Raw genomic sequence first — 19,325 nt, 5'->3', positions numbered from 1 at the left:
CAAACGGTTAAGGCATAGCCAAAATGTGAGCTATCCATCCGATAGCAGGGCGCCCCCAAGGCTAGGGGCAAACCCGCATTATCCTCCAATGCCCGGTTTTCGGCCAGCGACTGGTCGAAACGGTATTGGCAGCAGATCAGGCCTTGGGCAGCGTGACGCCCACCTGCCCCTGGTATTTGCCGCCGCGGTCCTTGTAGGAAATCTCGCAGACGTCGTCCTTGTCGCTCTCAAAAAACAACACTTGGGCGCAGCCCTCACCGGCATAGATCTTGGCGGGCAGCGGTGTGGTGTTGGAAAACTCCAAGGTCACATAGCCTTCCCATTCAGGTTCGAACGGGGTGACGTTGACGATGATGCCGCAGCGGGCGTAGGTGCTTTTGCCCAGACAAACGGTAAGGACATTGCGTGGAATACGGAAGTATTCGAGGGTACGGGCCAGGGCAAAGCTGTTGGGCGGGATGATGCAGACGTCGTCGTGGAAATCGACGAAGCTTTTTTCGTCGAAGTTCTTGGGGTCGACCACGGTGCTGTGGATGTTGGTGAAGACCTTGAATTCGGGTGCGCAGCGGATGTCGTAGCCGTAGCTGCTGGTGCCGTAGGAGATGATTTTCTGGCCGTCGCGCTGGCGGATTTGACCCGGCTCAAACGGTTCAATCATTCCGGTGGTTTCGGCCATATGGCGTATCCACTTGTCGCTCTTGATGCTCATGGGGCTCAACTCCTGTAGGGGGCTTGATTGTACGCAGTGGCAATAGCCAAGAGGGTTGTTCGTCTGATTACGCCGAAGGCCCTTGCGAAATCACCGTGCGCTCAACTAACCGGTCATCCCCCAACACAATCATGGAGAACAGCAACTCATCCAGATTGGAGGCCAGCGCCGTCTTGCGCGCCAGCAACGGCGTGGCCTTGGGATTGAGCACCACAAAGTCCGCCTCGCAGCCTGGTAGCAGATTGCCAACAATCGACTGCCCGGCTTCGTTCTTGACGCCCAGGACCTGCCCTGCTCCCGCCGTGTGCTGCCACCACAGGTGCTGCGGTGATAAGGACAACCCTGGCTTGGTCTGGCCTTCGCGGCCCACGTAGTAGGCCGCCAGCATGGTGTGGAACGGGCTGAAGCTGGTGCCGCCGCCTACGTCACTGGCCAGGCCGTAGCCAAAGCCGACGCGGTCGGCGCCTTCGTAATCGAAGAAGCCACTGCCTAGGAACAGGTTGCTGGTTGGGCTGATGGCGGCACTGGAGCCGGTATCGCGCATCAGGGCGCGGTCATCGTCGTCGAAGTGGATGCAGTGCGCATACACCGCGCGCTCGCGCATCAGGCCGAAGTCGGCATAGGTGGCCAGGTAGCTGCGGGACTGGGGAAACAGTTCGCGTGCCCAGGCGATCTCGTCCTTGTTCTCAGCCACGTGGGACTGGATCCAGACGTCGCTGTAGCGTGCGGCCAGCTCCCCTGCCCCGCGCAATTGCGCGTCGGTGCTGGTAGGAGCGAAGCGTGGCGTGATGGCGTAGCCCAGGCGGTCCTTGCCGTGCCAGTGGTGGATCAGCGCCTCGCTGTCCATCAGGCTTTGCAGAGTGGCGTCCACATGGCCGCCAGCGGACTGCTGGTTCAGCAGGTCGGCCGGTGCATGGCGGTCCATCAGGCACAGGCCGGTGATCATGCGCATGCTCCGCGCCTGCGCTTCGGCAAACAGCGCGTTGACCGAGGCCGTGTGCGAGGTTGCAAAAGCCAGCGCCGTGGTGACACCGTTGCGCAGCAGCTCGTCCACAAAGAACTGCGCGCCCTCGGCGCCGTGCTCGATGGAGGCAAAGCGCTTTTCCTCGGGGAAGGTGTAGTTCTCCAACCAGGGCAACAAGCCGCTGGCGGGCGAGCCGATCACATTGGTTTGCGGGAAGTGCACATGCAGGTCCACAAAGCCCGGGGCAATGATGCGCCCGCGCAGGTCTTCGACCGGCACATGTGCGTAGCGGCCCGACACCTCGCGCCAGGGACCGATGGCCTGCACGACCTGCAGACCCTTGGCATCCGGCCCCACCACCAGCATGCCGTCTTCTTCGTACAGGGCCTGCACCGGGCCCTCGCTGTGGGGAGCGAACCAGAGCAGGGAGGCGCGATAGGCTTTCATGGCTGCCAATTTACTGGAAGGAGTCAAACACTGCATTCAGCTTGTCGATATGCCGCGCGCGCTCACTGGGCTCGATGAAGCTAGCGTCGAAGCTGTTGAGCGCGAGCTGGTAGGCCTGTTGCGCGCCCAACTGCAATGCTGAAAAGGTCTGGGTGAAGTTCTCGTTGATGTAGCCGCCGAAATAGGCCGGGTCGTCGGAATTGATGGTGGCCACCATGCCGGCTTCCAGCATGCGGCCAATGGCATGCTGCGTCAGCGATGGATACACGCAGAGCTTGAGGTTGGACAGCGGGCACACGGTGAGCGGAATGCGGTCCTGGGCCAGGCGCTGCATCAGGGCCTTGTCCTGCATGGACTGCACGCCATGGTCGATGCGCTCCACCTTGAGCACATCCAGCGCGCTCCAGATATAGGCCGGCGGGCCCTCTTCACCCGCATGGGCGACCAGGCGGTAGCCCAACTGGCGTGCACGCGCAAACACCTTGGCGAACTTCTCCGGTGGATGGCCGACTTCGCTGCTGGCCAGGCCAATGCCCACTATCTTGTCGCGCAGCGGTTGCACCTGCTCCAGGCACTCGAAAGCCTCTTCTTCGCTCAAGTGGCGCAAGAAGCACAGGATGAGAGACGCCGTCATGCCGAACTTGGCAGGCGCGTCCATGCAGGCGCGATGCAGTCCGTTGACCACGATCTCGGCACTCAGGCCGTGGCCAGTATGGGTCTGTGTGTCGAAAAACAGCTCTGTGTGGGTGACGTTGTCGGCCTGCGCGCGCTGCAGGTAGGCGCAAGCCATGTCGTAGAAGTCCTGCTCGGTCTTGAGCACCAGCGTGCCCGCGTGGTAGATGTCCAGAAAGCTCTGCAGATTGTCGAACACGTAGGCCTCGCGCACCGCCTGTGCACTGGGAAATTTCAGCGCCACGCCATTGCGCTGGGCAAAGGCAAACATCTGCTCGGGCTCCAGCGAGCCCTCGATATGCATATGCAGTTCGGCCTTGGGCATGGCACGCAGAAGCGCGGGCATGCGATCAGCAGCCACCGGTTTGACTGTGCGCACAGGGTTCATGGGATAACTCCAAAGGAAACGTTTTGCTGCTTCAAGAAGCGGCGATAGGCGGAAGATGCCTTGTCCACCGCAGTATGTACTTCTGCACGCAAATCCAGCGGCAGGCGCTTCGGGCTCTGCGACTCCAGCACCGGCTGGTCCTGCGTGAAGATGGTGTGCTGGAAATCGCGCAGCACCTGGTCGGGGGAGGTGAAATCGGCCACGGCCAGCCGGAACCAGACCCGGCTTTGCTCGGGAGTCACTGGGCAGATGAACAGACCGATCGACTCGCGGTAACCCTGCAATGCCACGCTGGCCGCGTCGGGCACCTTGGTGAGCTGCGCCGTGTAGGGCGCTGTCACCTCGTAGGTATAAGCCACTTCCGCAGCCGTCGTGGAGTGCAGGTTGCTCTGCGGCTGCACGGCCTTGCAGCCGGTCGCACGCAAGCCGGTCGGCGTTGCCTCAACGGCGTATTCGGCAATTTGCGCAACGTCGCGGCTGCCCAGCCAGCCCTCGTGGACAAAGCCAAAGTGCACCATGTCCAGAAAGTTTTCGATGATGCGCGGCGCACTGGCGGCCACGTCATACGGGCCGCAGTTGACCTTGCGCAACTGCGCGTCGTCTTCTGCTGCGAATGCGGGCAAGGTTGCATCACCCGGCCCGGCCAGGCGCACCCAGACCAGCCCATTGCGCTCGGTACAGGCAAAGGTTTTGACAGCATGCGTAGCGGGTGGAACAAACTGCGGCAGCGCGGGCACGTGCACACACTGGCCTACGGCATCGAACTGCCAGCCATGGTAGGGACACTCCAGCCGGCCTTCGCAGACCCGCCCCAGCGACAGGCGGGCGCCGCGGTGCGGGCATTGGTCACCCCAGGCCTGAACCCTGCCCTGTCCATCGCGCCAGAGCACCAGCGGCTGCTCCAGCAGAACGCCAGCCAGGGGCGTGCTGGTGACCGACTCGCTAAGCACCACCGGATGCCACAGTTCTTTTTCCATCATGTTGTCTGTCTGCCCAATCAAAAAGGGCCGCTCGAAGGCGGCCCTTGTCAGCGACCCAATGGATTACTTGCCGCCGGGGATCTTGCCTTCCACGCCCTTGACGTAGAAATTCAGACCACCCAGGAACTTGTTATCAGCCACTTCATCTTTCTTCAGCTGCACCTTGCCGGTGTTGTCGGTGATGGGGCCCTTCCAGATGGCGAAGGAGCCGTCGGTCAGGCCCTTCTTGACTTCGTCGATCTTGGCCTTGGTTTCGGCGGGCACGTCTTCAGCGATAGAGACGATGTCGATCGCGCCTTCCTTCACACCCCACCAGCTTTGGCCGGTCGTCCAGGTACCTTCCAGCACATCCTTGGTGGCCTTGATGTAGTAGGGAGTCCAGTTGATGACGCTGGAAGCCAGGTGAGCCTTGGGACCATAGGCAGTCATGTCAGAGTCCCAGCCGAATGCGCGCTTGCCCTTGTCCTGTGCAGTCTTGAGAACCGCGGGAGAGTCGGTGTTCTGGAACAGGATGTCCGCACCGCCATTGATCAGCGAGGTAGCGGCTTCGGTTTCCTTGGGCGGATTGAACCATTCGTTCACCCACACCACCTTGGTCTTGATCTTGGGATTGGAGCTTTGCGCGCCCAAGGTGAAACTGTTGATGTTGCGGATCACTTCAGGAATTGGCACGGAAGCCACGACGCCCAGCACGTTGCTCTTGGTCATCTTGCCGGCGATCACACCAGCCATGTAGGCACCTTCATAGGTGCGGCTGTCGTAGGTGCGCAGGTTGTCAGCGGTCTTGTAGCCGGTGGCGTGCTCGAACTTCACGTCCTTGAAGTCAGGAGCGACCTTGAGCATGGTTTCCATGTAGCCAAAGGTGGTGCCGAAGATCAGCTTGTTGCCTTGGGTCGCCATGTCGCGGATGACACGTTCAGCATCGGCAGACTCGGGCACGTTTTCCACGAAGGACGTGACGATCTTGTCGCCAAATTCCTTTTCGAGTGCCTTGCGGGCGGAGTCATGTGCGAAGGTCCAGCCACCGTCGCCCACAGGGCCGACGTAGGCGAAGGCGATCTTCAGTGGCTCGGGCTTGGGAGCAGGAGCAGAAGCGGCCGGAGCGGGGGCTGGTGCCGGCGCAGGCGCTTCTTCCTTTTTGCCACAGCCAACCAGCACGGCGCTAGCTACAGCGCCCAGCGCCGCTATTTTCAGCAACGAACGTTTCTGCAAATCTGTCATGTCTATTCCTTCTTTAAAAAACGGAGTCTTACGGTTGGGAAATCAGGAGCCCGGGTAGAACGGCTTGCCAATGGCAGCTGGCATGTTAATACGAATCCAGCGTGGGTTACGCGAAATCAGTGCCAGCACCACGATGGTGGACAGGTACGGCAACATGCTCAGGAACTGGCTTGGAATATCCACCCCAATGCCCTGCAAATGGAACTGCAACATGGTCACGCCTCCAAACAGATAGGCACCCAGCAAAACCCGTGCCGGACGCCAGGTGGCGAAGGTGGTGAGCGCCAGCGCAATCCAGCCCTTGCCGGCCACCATGCCCTCCACCCACAGGGGCGTATAGATGATGGAGATATAGGCACCTGCCAGGCCACACAGGGCGCCGCCGGCCATCACTGCGCCCAGGCGTATCAGCCGTACCGGATAGCCCAGTGCATGGGCCGATTCGGGACTCTCACCCACGCTGCGCAGGATCAACCCCGCACGGGTGCGGTAGAGGAACCAGATCAGCACACCGGCAAACACCACGGTGAGGTACACCAGCGGATGCTGCCTGAACAGCGCGGGGCCCGCAAAGGGAATGTCCGACAGGAAGGGAATTTCAAACTGGGGCCGCTCGGGGATTTTTTCCTGCACGTAGCGAATGCCCGCAAACGCAGAGAAACCGGAGCCAAACAGGCTCAGGGCCAGTCCGGTGGCGTATTGGTTGGTGTTGAGCCAGATCACCAGTGCCCCGAAGACACCCGCCATCAGGGCGCCCACGACGATGCCAGCCAGAAAACCCATCAGGTCACTGCCCGTGGCCACCACCGTGGCGAACCCGGCAATCGCCGCGCAAAGCATGACGCCTTCGGCACCCAGGTTCACGATACCGGCCTTTTCATTGATCAAGAGACCCAGAGAAGCAATCGCCAGCACGGTGCCCGCATTCAGCGTGGCCGCAATCAGCAGTGCGTAGGAAGAATCCATTATTTGGCTCCAACGGTGCGCTTCCACACCAGACGGTAATTCACCAGCGTGTCACACCCCAGCAGGGTAAACAACAGCAAGCCCTGGAACACACCGGTCAAGGACTTGGGCAGGCCCAGTCGCGATTGCGCCAGTTCACCGCCGATATAGAACATGCTCATCAGAATGGCCGAGAACATCATGCCTACCGGGTGCAAGCGCCCCACATAGGCCACGATGATGGCGGCAAACCCGTAGCCTGCCGGCACATAGGGTGTGAGCTGGCCGATCGGGCCTGCAACTTCCAGCGCACCGGCCAGCCCGGCCATACCGCCGGAGATGAGAAACGCAGTCCACAAGGCGCCACGTGAAGAGAAGCCTGCGTAGCGCGACGCCGCCGGTGCCAGTCCACCCACCTGCTGCGCAAAACCTGCCCGCGTGCGAAACAGGAACACCCACATGCCCACCACGCCCGCCAGCGCGAACAGCACGCCGATGGTCATGCGCGAGCCGTTGAACAGCCGCGGAATGTGCGTTGCCAGCTCAAAGTTCTTGGTCTGTGGAAAGTTGTATCCGTTGGGGTCCTTCCAGGGGCCATACACCAGGTAACCTAGCACCTGAATGGCCACGTACACCAGCATCAGACTGACCAGGATTTCATTGGTATTGAAGCGGTCCTTGAGCAAGGCCGCAATGCCTGCCCACACCATGCCGCCCAGCACACCAGCCACAAGGATGGGTATGACGATCAACGTGCTGCTGGTCTTGTCGGCCAGCAGGGCCACGCCGCTCGCAGCCACTGCGCCAATCAGGTACTGGCCTTCGGCACCGATGTTCCACACATTGGACCGGAAGCACACTGCCAGCCCCAATGCAATCAAAAGCAGCGGTGTCGCCTTGACCACCAATTCGCCCAGCGCGTAGCCGGACTTGAGCGGGTCCCAGAAGAATATCTGCAGACCGCGCACCGGGTCCTTGCCCAGCAGCACGAACAGGATCACACCGATCACCACGGTGCACAACAGGGCCAGCAAGGGCGAGCCATAACTCCAGAAACTGGACGGCTGGGGACGGGCTTCCAGCTTAAGCATGATGAAGTTGCCCCCCACGCTCCGCCGCTGCGCGGGTCGCAGCCCCCCCGAGGGGGGCTGCCCCGCCTTGGGGCGGCCCGGCATCGGGGCCCTCCTCTGTTGACCACAAACCACTCATCCATTCGCCAATCTTTTCCACGGTCGCCTCTGCAATCGGTATCGAAGGCGACAGCTTGCCACGCGCTATCACGTGCATGCGGTCGCTCACCTCGAACAGTTCTTCCAGCTCTTCACTCACCACGAGCACCGCACATCCGGCATCGCGCATGGCCAGGATTTCACCGCGAATTTGTGCCGCCGCGCCCACGTCTACACCCCAGGTGGGCTGCGACACAATGAACAGCGTGGGCTTGGCATCGATTTCGCGGCCCACAATGAATTTCTGCAGGTTGCCGCCCGACAGCGAGCGCGCCACCGCGGTGGGCCCGTTGGCCTTCACATTGAAAGACTTGATGATGCTGGCCGCGTGCTCTTCGAGCTTCTTCACCTGAATCCAGCCACCGGCAAAGCCGGGGTATTTGATGGAACCCGTGCGCGTAAGTAGCAGGTTGTGGGCCAGACTCAGCGTAGGCACTGCGCCACGCCCCAGGCGCTCCTCCGGCACAAAGTGCAGGCCCAGCTTGCGCCGCCCGCCCGGATGCACGGCCGACACATCCTTGTCGCCCATCCGGATGCTGCCCGCGGGAGAGCGGCAATCTTCTCCGGAGAGCACATACAGCAACTCCTTCTGGCCGTTGCCCGAAACGCCAGCAATGCCCACTACCTCACCGGCACGCACTTCCAGGTTGATGCCTTCCAAGTCCACACCGAACTGGTCCTCACGCGGCAAACTCAGGTTGCGTACCGTCAAGCGGGCCTCACCCGTAGGCTGGGCAACGTGCTGCAGTTGCGGCGGCTCCGCTCCAATCATCAGGCGCGACAGCGAGGCATTGCTTTCCTCCTGCGGATTGCACACACCGGTGACCTTGCCGCCGCGCAACACGGTGCAGGCCGTGCAGAGCTCGCGGATCTCGTGCAGCTTATGCGAGATGTAAAGGATGCTGCAGCCCTCCGACGACAACTGCTTGAGCACCACGAAGAGTTTTTCCACGGCCTGCGGCGTCAGCACCGATGTGGGTTCATCCAGAATCAGCAGCTCCGGGCGCGTCAACAGAGCGCGAATGATTTCGACCCGCTGCATTTCACCTACGCTCAGGGTATGGACCGGGCGCGCCGGGTCAATATCCAGCCCGTATTCCTCGGCCTTGGCCACGATGGCCGCGGTCACCTGCTCCAGCGAAGTGCGGGTGAGGCCCAGCCAGACGTTCTCTGCCACCGTCATGGTGTCGAACAGGTTGAAGTGCTGGAACACCATGCTGATGCCATTTGCCCGCGCTTCCTTGGGATTGCGGATGTGGATCGGTTGGCCGTTCAGGCGGATCTCTCCGGCGTCGGGTTTGACTGAACCGTAGATGATCTTCATCAGGGTGGATTTGCCGGCACCGTTTTCACCCAGCACCGCATGGGTTTCGCCGGGCATGACGGTGAGGGAGACGTCGCTGTTGGCCACCACGCCCGGATAGGCCTTGGTAATGCCGGAAAGCTGCAATCGGGGATGCGTCATCGTGTGCTATTTCCTTCTTATTTTCGAAGCTTCGCTGCGGCAGACTTGACTCTTTCCCGCAACCAGCGTCCAGACTCGGAAGCGTGGGTGCGTTCATGCCAAAGCTGGTAGTACATCATGGTCGGAAACACAATCGGGCAGGGCAATATCCGGACCGGCAGCGTGTTCACAAAGCGTTCGCAATACTGCCGTCCGGTGGTCAGCACCAGCAAGGTTGATGCCACCATACCAGGGATCAATCCGAAGTAAGGGCATCGCGCGACGATGTGCCGCTGCAGGCCCAGCGAGGCCAGATGCCCATCGACAAATCCTTTGGCGCCCGGATGGGTGGCACCCGGTGCGATGTGCTCCACGTTCAGCCAGGATTCCTGGTCCCAGCCCCGCCGTACTGCCGGATGCTTGTCCGACACCAGACACACCACCTCATCGCTGAACAGGCGGCCCAGGTGCAAGTCCTGCGGCGGAGATAGCCAGTTTCCAATGACTACATCCACCTCCCCCTGCGCCAACTGGGTCCGGTAGTCGGCGGCGGGTGAGAGCGGATGGATTTCAATTTCGCAGGAAGGTGCCTGGCCTTTGATCTCTGCCACGAGTTGCGGCAGGAACAGCGGGTCCAGGTAATCCGAAGCCGCTACGCGAAAGGTATCCTGGGCCCGGGCCGCCTCAAAGCCCCGCGCTTCCGAGAACAGCATCTGGGCGGCACGCAAAATGCTGGCTGCTGGTTCCAGCATGCGCTGACCCGCAACGGTAGGCACCATTCCGGAACCGGAACGCACCAAAAGTGGGTCGCCCGCAAAATCCCGCAGTCGTTTGAGCGCGCTGCTGACCGCCGGCTGGTGCATGCCCAGGCGGACGGCGGCTCGTGAAACACTGCGCTCTGTCAACACGGTATGGAGGATCCTTATCAGATGAAGGTCTATCTTGTCGAAAAGGTTTTGGTCTCTCATACGTGCGTGCTGATGGGTGCCATATGCTAATGCGTATGGATTGTGGCAATCTCCCGATTTACCCTCCCGCACGAGGAACCTAGCATGACCCCCCAACCTATTCGATTTCTGCGCCGCGGCCAGATCGTCCAACTGAACGCAGAAACCAACCGCACTCTTTTGGATCTGTTGCGCGAAGACTTGCATTGCACCGGCACCAAAGAGGGGTGCGGTGAAGGCGACTGCGGCGCCTGTACCGTGGTGATTGGTGAAGAAAAGAACGGTAAGCTGGAGATGAAGGCCATCAACAGCTGCATCCGCACTGCCCATTCGGTGGACGGATTGGCGCTCTGGACCGTGGAGGACATTGGCAGTGCGCCAGGCGCACTGCATCCGGTGCAGCAGGCCATGGTGCAGTGCCACGGCTCGCAATGCGGCTTTTGCACCCCCGGTTTTGTGATGAGCCTGTTCGGTCTGTACGAGCAAAAGGCCGGGCAGCCCATCAGCCGCGAGCAGGCGCAGGGCGCCCTTTCGGGCAACTTGTGCCGCTGCACCGGCTACCGTCCGATTCTGGACGCTGCCCAGGCCATGCAACAGCTGCCTGCGGTCAAGGTCAATGAAGCCGAGGTACTGCAAGGCTTGCGCCGCATGGCAACCCAGACCAAGGCCAAGCCCTCTCCGACCAAAGCAGAATCGGCCCCCGGCTATCTGCTTCCCACGCGCCTGCAGGACTTGCTGCAACTGCGGGCTCGCCACCCAGAGGCGCAACTGGTCGCGGGTTGTACCGATGTGGGGCTGTGGATCAACAAGATGCACATGCAGTTTCCCCGCATCCTGGACGTCACCCGGGTCAAGGAGCTGCGCCGGGTGGAGCACTACCGGCACCACATGGCCATCGGAGCCGCCGTCACCCTGGCGGATGCGTTTGCAGCTCTGGTGGCTGACCGCCCCCAACTGGCCAGCTTTGCGCACCGATTTGCGGGACTGCCGGTGCGCAATTCCGGAACCCTGGGCGGCAATGTGGCCAACGGCTCTCCGATTGGCGACTCCATGCCGCTACTGATTGCGCTGGGTGCCAACGTGGTTCTGATGAGCGCACGGGGCCACCGGGAGCTGCGGCTGGAAGACCTGTACATCGGCTACCGCAAGAATGTGATGGCCCCGGATGAGGTGCTGGCCTGGATCAAGGTGCCCAAGGCAAGCAAGGCCGAATTCTCCCGCGCCTACAAGATTTCCAAGCGTTTCGAGGATGACATCTCTGCCGTGTGCCTTGCCATCAACCTGCACCTGGAAAATGGTGTGGTGACCCACGCGTCCATCGGCGTGGGCGGCGTTGCAGCCACCCCGGTACGCGCCCACAAGACACAGACCTCACTGCTCGGCAAATCCTGGACCCAGGACACCGTGCAACAGGCCATGCGCGTCCTGCGGGCCGAATTCACCCCGATCAGCGACATGCGCGCATCGGCCGCCTACCGCAGCGAAGTGCTGGGCAATCTGCTGCAGCGCTTCTGGCTGGAGGGCCAGGGCACGCCGGACTGTTCACTGGAATCCCTGGCACTGGAAGGAGCCGCAGCATGAGCAAGAACCCTTCCGTCGCCGCACAAGCAGCGCAGTCTGCCGCCGGGCATTCGCTTCCCCATGAAAGTGCGGCCGCGCAGGTCGCCGGCGCAGTGCATTACATCGATGACCTGCCCGAGGTGCGTGGCACGCTGCACGCAGCCCCCATCCTGTCCAACCAGCCCCATGGGCGACTCAAGGGGGTCGATATCAGTGCGGCGCTGGCCATGCCCGGCGTGGTGGACGTCATCCTCGCCGCGGACATCCCTGGCGACCCCATACTGGCAGCCTTTGCCGGAGACGAGCCGATCTTTGCCACCGACACCGTGCAGTTCATCGGCCAAGTGGTCGGCCTGGTGATTGCCAAGACCACCATGCAGGCGCGCCGGGCCGCTCGCAAGGTCAAGCTCGATATCCAGCCCCTGCCCGCCATCCTGACGGTACAGGATGCATTGGCGGCCAAGAGCTATGTGCTGCCACCGGTGCATGTGCGTCGCGGCGATGCGGCAGCCGGCCTCAAGAAGGCGCAACACACCCTGAGCGGCACGCTGGAAGTTGGCGGCCAGGAACACTTCTACCTGGAGGGTCAGGTGGCCTATGTGCTGCCCATGGAGCAGAACCAGTGGACGGTGTACAGCAGCACCCAGCATCCGGGCGAAGTGCAGCACTGGGTGGCGCACGCCCTGGGCGTGGACAACCACGCGGTGCGGGTGGAGTGCCGCCGCATGGGTGGCGGCTTTGGCGGCAAGGAAACCCAGGCCGGCCATCTGGCGGTGTGGGCCGCCGTGGCGGCCAAGAAGCTGGGCCAGGCCATCAAGCTGCGGCTGGACCGCGACGACGACTTCATGGTCACCGGCAAGCGCCATCCGTTTGCATACGAATACACCGCGGGCTTTGACGACAGTGGTCGCCTTACTGCCTTGCAACTGACGATGGCGGCCAATTGCGGCTTCAGTGCCGACCTGTCCGGCCCGGTGGCCGACCGCGCCATCTTCCACAGCGACAACGCCTACTACCTGGAACATGTGGACATCGCGTCCTACCGCTGCAAGACCCATATCCAGAGCCACACGGCTTTCCGCGGCTTCGGTGGTCCGCAAGGCGTGATCCTGATCGAAGCCATCATGGGCAATATCGCCCGCCACCTGAAGATGGACCCGCTGGATGTGCGCCTGCGCAACCTCTACAGTGACGAGGCACTGACCGACGGCAGTGGCAAGCGCGACACCACCCATTACCAGATGAAGGTGGAGGACAACATCCTGCTCCCCCTCATCACCACCCTGGAAAAAAGCAGCGACTACCGCAAACGCCGCGCTGCCATCGAGGCCTGGAACAGTGCCAGCCCCGTCCTCAAGCGCGGCATCGCCATCACGCCGGTGAAGTTCGGCATCAGCTTCACCGCCACCCTGTTCAACCAGGCCGGTGCGCTGGTGCACGTCTACACGGACGGCAGCGTGCAGGTCAACCACGGTGGGACCGAAATGGGCCAGGGCCTGCACACCAAGGTCTCGCAGATCGTTGCGGATGAGTTGGGCATTCCGTTTGAGCGTGTCATGGCCACGGCCAGCGACACCAGCAAGGTGGCCAATGCCTCAGCCACGGCTGCATCGGCCGGCACGGACCTGAATGGCCGCGCCGCCCAATTCGCAGCGCGCCACGTGCGTGACAATCTGGCAGCCTTTGTCTGCGGCCTGGATGGCTGCGGCGCCGGTGCCATCCGCTTTGCGGGCGGACAAGTGCATTCGCCCACCGTCACGCGCAGCTTTGATGAAGTCGTGCATCTGGCCTATGCCAACCGCATCCAGCTTTGGAGCGATGGCTTCTACCGCACACCCAAAATCCATTACGACAAGGTCACCCTCACTGGTCGCCCGTTCTACTACTTTGCCTATGGTGCGGCATGCACTGAAGTGGCCATCGACACGCTCACCGGCGAGAGCAAGGTGCTCAAGGTGGACATCCTGCATGACGTGGGCCACAGCATCAATCCGGCCATTGATGTGGGCCAGATCGAAGGCGGCTTTGTGCAAGGCATGGGTTGGCTCACGACCGAACAACTGGTGTGGAATGACAAGGGCTACCTCAGCACCCACGCCCCCAGCACCTACAAGATTCCAACAGCAGGCGACGTGCCGCAGCACTTCAAGGTGGCGCTCTGGCCCGAACCCAACCGCGAAGACAACGTGTTTGGCAGCAAGGCCGTGGGCGAGCCCCCGTTCATGCTGGCCATCAGCGTGTATGAGGCTCTGCGCCACGCGGTGGAACAGGCGCGCGCAGACGGTGGCGTGGTGCATCTCACGGCACCTGCCACTGCGGAAAATGTGTTGAAAGCGCTGGGCGCTTAAACGCCGGCCAGCGAGCGCAGTCCGCCTGGGTCCACCAGGTTGACGATGCGGCCTGATCCGCTGATCAGGCTCCGTTCGCGCAGGTGGCGCAGCACGCGCGAAAGTGTTTCAGGAGCAATGCCCAGTTGTGCGGCAATCAGGCGCTTGCGTTGCTGCAGCTTCACAGAGCAAACGCCCTTGTCACTGGACTCCGCATGGCGCAACAGCCATTCGGCACAGCGCGCTTCCGCGTCCTTGGCCAGACGGCTCACTGCCAATTCGGTTTGTTGTCGATGGGCACGGGCCACGTCGATCAATATGGCATGGGCTGCTGGTGAGCCGCCAGTGATCAGCGCACGAAAATCTTCCAAGGGAACGCTGTGTAGCACCACTTCAGTTTCGGCTTGTGCGTCCACTGCGCTCGGCAAACCCAGCACCGCGGCATTGACCTCCAGCCAGGACGGGCCCACCACTGTGCCCAGCTGGTGCTCCATCGTCTTTGCGCCGGGAGTCTGTGTTTCAAGACAGATCTGATCCGGGGCGGCGATGCCTAGCACCACACGGCCAGACTCAACAAATATGACCTTGTCTGCCGCGACCGAGCGCCGCAACAAGGTCGCGCCGGGCGCCACCAACTGGGTTGGGTACGCAGAAACAAAATCGTTTTGGTTAACTAGCATGGGGGCAACTGTGCCGCGTTGGCGCTGGAGCTACATTGAGAAATATCAAACATCTAATGAAAAGCGGCAGCGCGCTATGATTGCGTGGCACAGCCCGGTACGCACGGCAACGCGGCGCTCGCCTCTGGAAACCAACCGTTTTCAGTGGGATTCGGCCTCGGTTCTTGGTTAATCTATTTGTAAGCATTACCCCAATGACCACGCTCCTGATCCATAACGCCCACACTGTTGCAACCCAAGACGACCACCGCTCTGAGCTGAAAAACGCGTCTATCTATATCCGCGACAACCGCATCGAAGCCATAGGCCCCGCGGCCGCCATGCCACCTGAGGCATTGCAGGCAGACGAGGTGATTGATGCCCGCCAACACCTGGTGACCCCCGGTCTGGTGAACACCCACCACCACATGTACCAGAGCCTGACCAGGGCTATTCCGTCCGTTCAGAACGCCGAGCTGTTTGGCTGGCTGCAAGGTCTGTATCCGCTGTGGGCCGGGCTCACGCCCGAGATGATTCATGTCTCCACCCAGGTGGCCATGGCCGAACTGTTGCTCTCCGGCTGCACCACCAGCAGCGACCACCTCTACATCTACCCCAACGGCGTGCGACTGGACGACAGCATCGAAGCCGCGCGCGCCATCGGCATGCGTTTTGTTGCCACACGCGGCAGCATGAGCGTGGGCCAGAGCAAGGGCGGCCTGCCGCCGGACCGCGTGGCGGAAGACGAAGACTTCATCCTGAAGGACACGCAGCGCGTCATCGAAACACACCACGACGGCAGCTTCGGCGCCATGACCCACGTTGCAGTGGCTCCGTGTTCACCCTTCAGCGTGAGCCGCGATCTGATGCGCCTCTCAGCCGAGCTGGCACGACGCTACCAGGTGCGTCTGCACACGCATCTGGCCGAGAACGACCACGACCTGGCCTATTCCCGGGAGAAGTTCGGCTGCACGCCTACGCAGTACGCGCAGGACCTGGGCTGGCTGGGGCATGACGTCTGGCACGCGCACTGCGTCAAACTCGATGACGAAGGCATCAGCCTGTTTGCCGCCACGCGCACTGGCGTGGCCCATTGCCCCTGCAGCAACATGCGTCTGGCCAGCGGCATTGCACCCATACGGCGCATGCTCGATGCCGGTGTGCCGGTGGGACTGGGCGTGGATGGCTGCGCCAGCAACGATGCAGCCCACATGGTCAATGAAGCGCGCCAGGCCTTGCTGCTGGCCCGTGTGGGACGCGCCATGCAACCAGCAGAAGAAAGAACCCTGCCGTCAGGCGAACGCAAGACCTTCTTCGGTTGCGACCTGGGGCCCGCAGAGATGACTGCGCGTGACGTGCTGCACATGGCCACGCGTGGCGGTGCCGAGGTGCTGGGGCGCAAGGACATCGGCAGTCTGCAAGTGGGCATGTGCGCCGACCTGGTGCTGTTTGATCTGCAAACCCTGTCGTTTGCAGGCGGCGCCGTGCATGACCCGGTAGGTGCGCTGCTGCTGTGCGGCAGCCCGCAGACCGACTACACGGTGGTCAACGGCAAGGTGGTGGTGCGCCAGGGGCAACTTGCCACCGTGGACCTGGGGCCGCTGGTGGAGCGGCACAACGCACTGGCGCTTCTGCTTTGCGGCAACTGATGTGCCGTAGCCGCTTCAGTCGGTGTGCGCGCCGGACTCGAACCACTGTTTGATCATGCCGCGCTCGGCGTCGCTGATGCCGGTAGCGTTGTTCATGGGCATGATGCGCGTCACCACGGCTTGCTGATAAACCATTTGCGCATTCCTGGCCACGCCTTCGGGTGAGTCCAGGCGCACGCCCTTCATCTGCACCTGCTCGCCGTGGCACATGTAGCAGCGCTGCGCCAGGATGGGCTGAAGCGTCTTGTAGCTGATGGGCCCGCCGGGCGCACCGGCGGTGCCTTGTGCGGTGGGCGCAGCCGCTTGCGCAACCGGAGCAGCCGGTGCGGGCTTGAGCCAGACGATCACCGCCACGATGGCCACCACACCGACCGCAGCGTACTTCCACGGATGCGGATTGCGCCCCAGCTTGTAGCCGTGGCGCATCACGAAGAACTGGCGAATGGCAGCACCCGCAAACATCATCAGCACCAGCACCAGCCAGTTCTGCGGATGGGTGTAGGTGAAGCTGTAGTGGTTGCTGAGCATGGCAAACAGCACCGGCAGCGTGAAGTAGGTGTTGTGCACGCTGCGCTGCTTGCCGCGCTTGCCGTGGATGGGGTCCACCGGCTGGCCGGCCTTGATGCTGGCTACCATGGCGCGCTGGCCGGGGATGATCCAGAAGAACACATTGGCACTCATGGTGGTGGCAATCATGGCACCCATCAGCAGGAAAGCGGCACGCCCCGCAAACCAGTGGCAGGCCAGCCAGGCAGCCGCACACACCAGAATGAGCACCAGGGCACCCACAATGCCATCGCCATCCTTGCGCTCACCCAGGGTGCGGCAGATGGTGTCGTAGGCCAACCAGAACACCACCAGGAACCCCAGTGCCGCCGTTACCGCCATGGCCGGCGACCAGTCCATCACCGTCTTGTCGATCAGATAAGTGCCCGCGCTCCAGAGGTAGGACACGGTGAACAGCGAAAAGCCCGTCAGCCAGGTGCTGTAGCTTTCCCAGAAGAACCAGTGCAGGTGATGCGGCAATTTGGGTGGGGACACTGCAAACTTGACCGGGTGGTAGAAGCCCCCGCCATGCACGGCCCACAGCTCCCCGCTGACGCCCTGGCGCTTCAGGTCTTCATCCTCGGGAGCGGTGAGGCTGCTGTCCAGAAAGACAAAGTAGAACGACGAACCCACCCAGGCAATGGCCGTGATGACATGCACCCAGCGCAGCAACAGATTGGCCCAATCCAGAATGTAGCTTTCCATGCAAGGTCTCTCCAGTCAAAAAATTGTATACAGTTTTGCAGACTATGGCTGTTTCTGCAAGAGCAAGAGTTGGGCCGCCACCGCGATGGCAATCGCCTCCGGCCGCTTGTCGGCAATGCCAGCGATACCGATCGGGCAGGTTACATGCGCCAGCTCGGCTTCACTGAAACCTCGCGCCTTCAGGCGGGAGCGGAATGACGCCCATTTGGTCTTGCTGCCGATCAGCCCGATGTAGGGCAGATCGCCGCGCTCACGCTGACGCGCCAGGCACGCCGCCACAATGTCCAGATCCTCCGCGTGGCTGAAGCTCATCACCAGCACCCGGCTGCCGCTGGTCAGCTGTGGCACGGCGGCCTGCACCGGGTCAGAGTGCTCACACTGCACCGTGTCAGTCATGGTCGGTGGAAAGATCTCGTCACGGCTGTCGATCCAGCGGATCTGCAGTGGCAATGTGGACAGCACATGCACCAATGCCCGCCCTACATGTCCGCCACCAAACAGCGCCAAGGGCTGGTAGGCGGGCGCCAGACGGGTTTGCAAGGCCGATGCGTCCGCCGCACTCACGTATTCGTATTGCAGTTCCACCTCCCCGCCACAGCATTGCCCCAGGCTGGGGCCCAGGCGATAGAGCACGCGCTCAGGCTGCCGCACGGGCTGGTCCTTGCAAGCAACAAGCATGGTCTGGGCGTGGCCTATGGCATCCAGCTCCAGCCGCCCACCCCCTATGGTTCCCACCAGGGAGGCCGGAAATACGGCCATCCATGTCCCGGTTTCCCGAGGTACCGAACCCCGCGTCGCCGTGACGGACACCAGAATCGCACCTTCTTGCGCCAGTTTGCTCAATAATTGCGAAATCACAATCAGATACCCTTTACTTGCGCCGGCGTGTCAAAAACGGCCCGTTTCGGTGCACAGTACGGGCCAGCATAATTTTTTCGAGGAACAAGCATGGAAAACCCAATGCCCCAGCGTCGCCAGCGCAGCACGGTGAAAGCCAACCTCTCCCGCCTTGGCGTCTGCATTGCCGCGCTGATTGCCGGTTGCGCCACCCCTCCACCGCCCGCTCCCAAGCCGGCTGCCATCCCGGCTCCCGTGGCGCCTCCGGTGGTCGTGGCACCTCCACCCGCGCCCGAGCCGGTCTATGCCAAAGTCTCCAACGCTCTGACGCCGAGGGAATACCGGCGTGACGCAGCAGCCCACCTCTATGAAAAGAACGCCGGCCGCATCTACGCCGGCAAGATGCCCCCGCTGCTGTATGCCGTGGGTGTCCTGCAGGTGGAAATCGATGGCCGCGGCAACGTGACCCATGTGAGCTGGATGCGTGCTCCCACGCAGGCTCCCGAGGTGATGGCCGACGTGGAGCGCTCGGTGCGCGCCGCAGCCCCCTTCCCGGTTCCCGTCAAGATGGGCCGTGTCACCTACACCGACACCTGGCTGTGGCACAAGAGCGGACGCTTCCAGCTCGACACCCTGACCGAAGGCCAGATGTAAATCGTGCGGCCCGGCATCGGCGACCTGCCGCCGGGCCAACCTCGCTGCTGGTGCTGGCCTAGGATCCACGGTAGGTGGAATAGCTCCAGGGGCTGACCAGCAACGGCACGTGGTAATGCTGGTCCACATGGGCCACGCCAAAGTCCAGGCTGACCTGGTTCAAGAAATTCGGCTCCGGCAAGGCCACTCCCCGCGTCTTGAAATACCCGGCAACATCAAAAACCAGCCGGTAGGTGCCGACCTTCAAGCTGGCATTGTCGTACAGCAAACCATCTGGGTTGCGGCCGTCGCTGTTGAGCGTGAAGCGCTTAACCAGCGTGGCCTGCTCGCCCTCGGTGGTGTAGAGCGCCACCTGCATGCCCGCTGCTGGCGTGCCGTGCATGGTGTCCAGCACATGTGTACTCAGGCCCATGAAAACTCCTTGTTGCTGAATCAAAAAAGT

17 protein-coding genes are annotated in these 19,325 nt (G+C 62.1%); 4 read left to right on the top strand and 13 right to left on the bottom strand.

Features of this window, described 5'->3' with window-relative positions:
* Window positions 1-136 precede the first annotated feature (136 nt).
* The 9 genes from dcd to AAGF34_RS15545 form a co-directional block, all read right to left on the bottom strand.
* Window positions 137-709: a dCTP deaminase gene (gene dcd / locus AAGF34_RS15585; RefSeq protein ID WP_342616632.1), complete on the bottom strand. Its 573-nt coding sequence runs from the start codon at window positions 707-709 to the stop codon at window positions 137-139.
* A gap of 67 nt (window positions 710-776) precedes the next feature.
* Window positions 777-2,120: a guanine deaminase gene (gene guaD, locus AAGF34_RS15580; RefSeq protein ID WP_342616631.1), complete on the bottom strand. Its 1,344-nt coding sequence runs from the start codon at window positions 2,118-2,120 to the stop codon at window positions 777-779.
* A gap of 10 nt (window positions 2,121-2,130) precedes the next feature.
* A complete protein-coding gene (locus AAGF34_RS15575; protein WP_342621113.1) occupies window positions 2,131-3,171 on the bottom strand; it encodes an adenosine deaminase in 1,041 nt (346 codons plus the stop codon).
* A gap of 5 nt (window positions 3,172-3,176) precedes the next feature.
* Window positions 3,177-4,160, bottom strand: coding sequence for an aromatic ring-hydroxylating dioxygenase subunit alpha (locus tag AAGF34_RS15570; protein ID WP_342616630.1), 984 nt, complete (start codon window positions 4,158-4,160; stop codon window positions 3,177-3,179).
* Between the two features lie 63 nt (window positions 4,161-4,223).
* Entirely contained in the window at window positions 4,224-5,381 is a 1,158-nt protein-coding gene (locus AAGF34_RS15565; RefSeq protein WP_342616629.1) for a BMP family ABC transporter substrate-binding protein, read from the bottom strand.
* Between the two features lie 42 nt (window positions 5,382-5,423).
* A complete protein-coding gene (locus tag AAGF34_RS15560) occupies window positions 5,424-6,347 on the bottom strand; it encodes an ABC transporter permease (RefSeq protein WP_342616628.1) in 924 nt (307 codons plus the stop codon).
* Window positions 6,347-7,417, bottom strand: a complete 1,071-nt coding sequence (locus AAGF34_RS15555; RefSeq protein ID WP_342616627.1) for an ABC transporter permease — start codon at window positions 7,415-7,417, stop codon at window positions 6,347-6,349. Before AAGF34_RS15555 ends, AAGF34_RS15560 begins: the two co-directional genes overlap by 1 nt.
* Window positions 7,410-9,020, bottom strand: coding sequence for an ABC transporter ATP-binding protein (locus AAGF34_RS15550; RefSeq protein ID WP_342616626.1), 1,611 nt, complete (start codon window positions 9,018-9,020; stop codon window positions 7,410-7,412). Before AAGF34_RS15550 ends, AAGF34_RS15555 begins: the two co-directional genes overlap by 8 nt.
* A 17-nt stretch (window positions 9,021-9,037) precedes the next feature.
* Window positions 9,038-9,967, bottom strand: coding sequence for a LysR family transcriptional regulator (locus tag AAGF34_RS15545; RefSeq protein WP_342616625.1), 930 nt, complete (start codon window positions 9,965-9,967; stop codon window positions 9,038-9,040).
* An 84-nt stretch (window positions 9,968-10,051) separates the two neighbouring features.
* On the opposite strand from AAGF34_RS15545, the gene xdhA reads away from it, so the two are divergent.
* Window positions 10,052-11,527 carry a xanthine dehydrogenase small subunit gene (xdhA, locus tag AAGF34_RS15540; protein ID WP_342616624.1) on the top strand — a complete coding sequence of 492 codons (1,476 nt, stop codon included), beginning with the start codon at window positions 10,052-10,054 and terminating at the stop codon, window positions 11,525-11,527.
* Window positions 11,524-13,854 (top strand): xanthine dehydrogenase molybdopterin binding subunit, encoded by a 2,331-nt coding sequence (xdhB, locus tag AAGF34_RS15535; protein WP_342616623.1) that lies wholly within the window; start codon window positions 11,524-11,526, stop codon window positions 13,852-13,854. The genes xdhA and xdhB overlap by 4 nt, the downstream gene beginning before the upstream one ends.
* On the opposite strand, the gene AAGF34_RS15530 is transcribed toward xdhB, so the two are convergent.
* Window positions 13,851-14,513, bottom strand: a complete 663-nt coding sequence (locus AAGF34_RS15530; protein ID WP_342616622.1) for a Crp/Fnr family transcriptional regulator — start codon at window positions 14,511-14,513, stop codon at window positions 13,851-13,853. The two genes, xdhB and AAGF34_RS15530, sit on opposite strands and share 4 nt — an antisense overlap.
* Window positions 14,514-14,707: 194 nt before the next feature.
* Here AAGF34_RS15530 and AAGF34_RS15525 point away from each other — a divergent pair, with 194 nt between their 5' ends.
* The gene (locus tag AAGF34_RS15525) at window positions 14,708-16,141 is read left to right on the top strand and encodes an 8-oxoguanine deaminase (RefSeq protein ID WP_342616621.1); all 1,434 of its coding nucleotides are present in this window, start codon (window positions 14,708-14,710) and stop codon (window positions 16,139-16,141) included.
* 15 nt (window positions 16,142-16,156) lie between these two features.
* On the opposite strand, the gene AAGF34_RS15520 is transcribed toward AAGF34_RS15525, so the two are convergent.
* Together AAGF34_RS15520 and xdhC are read right to left on the bottom strand one after the other, a co-directional pair.
* Complete coding sequence (locus tag AAGF34_RS15520) at window positions 16,157-17,392, bottom strand: urate hydroxylase PuuD (protein ID WP_342616620.1); 1,236 nt, start codon at window positions 17,390-17,392, stop codon at window positions 16,157-16,159.
* Window positions 17,393-17,434: 42 nt separating this feature from the next.
* Window positions 17,435-18,256 carry a xanthine dehydrogenase accessory protein XdhC gene (gene xdhC / locus AAGF34_RS15515; RefSeq protein WP_342621112.1) on the bottom strand — a complete coding sequence of 274 codons (822 nt, stop codon included), beginning with the start codon at window positions 18,254-18,256 and terminating at the stop codon, window positions 17,435-17,437.
* A gap of 84 nt (window positions 18,257-18,340) precedes the next feature.
* Between xdhC and AAGF34_RS15510 the strand changes: the two genes are divergently transcribed.
* Window positions 18,341-18,883, top strand: a complete 543-nt coding sequence (locus AAGF34_RS15510; RefSeq protein WP_342616619.1) for a hypothetical protein — start codon at window positions 18,341-18,343, stop codon at window positions 18,881-18,883.
* A 58-nt stretch (window positions 18,884-18,941) separates the two neighbouring features.
* Here the strand turns inward: AAGF34_RS15510 and uraH are convergent, their stop codons facing one another.
* Complete coding sequence (gene uraH, locus AAGF34_RS15505) at window positions 18,942-19,295, bottom strand: hydroxyisourate hydrolase (protein ID WP_342616618.1); 354 nt, start codon at window positions 19,293-19,295, stop codon at window positions 18,942-18,944.
* Between the last annotated feature and the right edge of the window lie 30 nt (window positions 19,296-19,325).

This window comes from Rhodoferax sp. GW822-FHT02A01 (assembly GCF_038784515.1).
Classification (GTDB): Bacteria; Pseudomonadota; Gammaproteobacteria; order Burkholderiales; family Burkholderiaceae_C; genus Allorhodoferax.
This window is presented reverse-complemented; position numbering and strand designations above follow the sequence as displayed.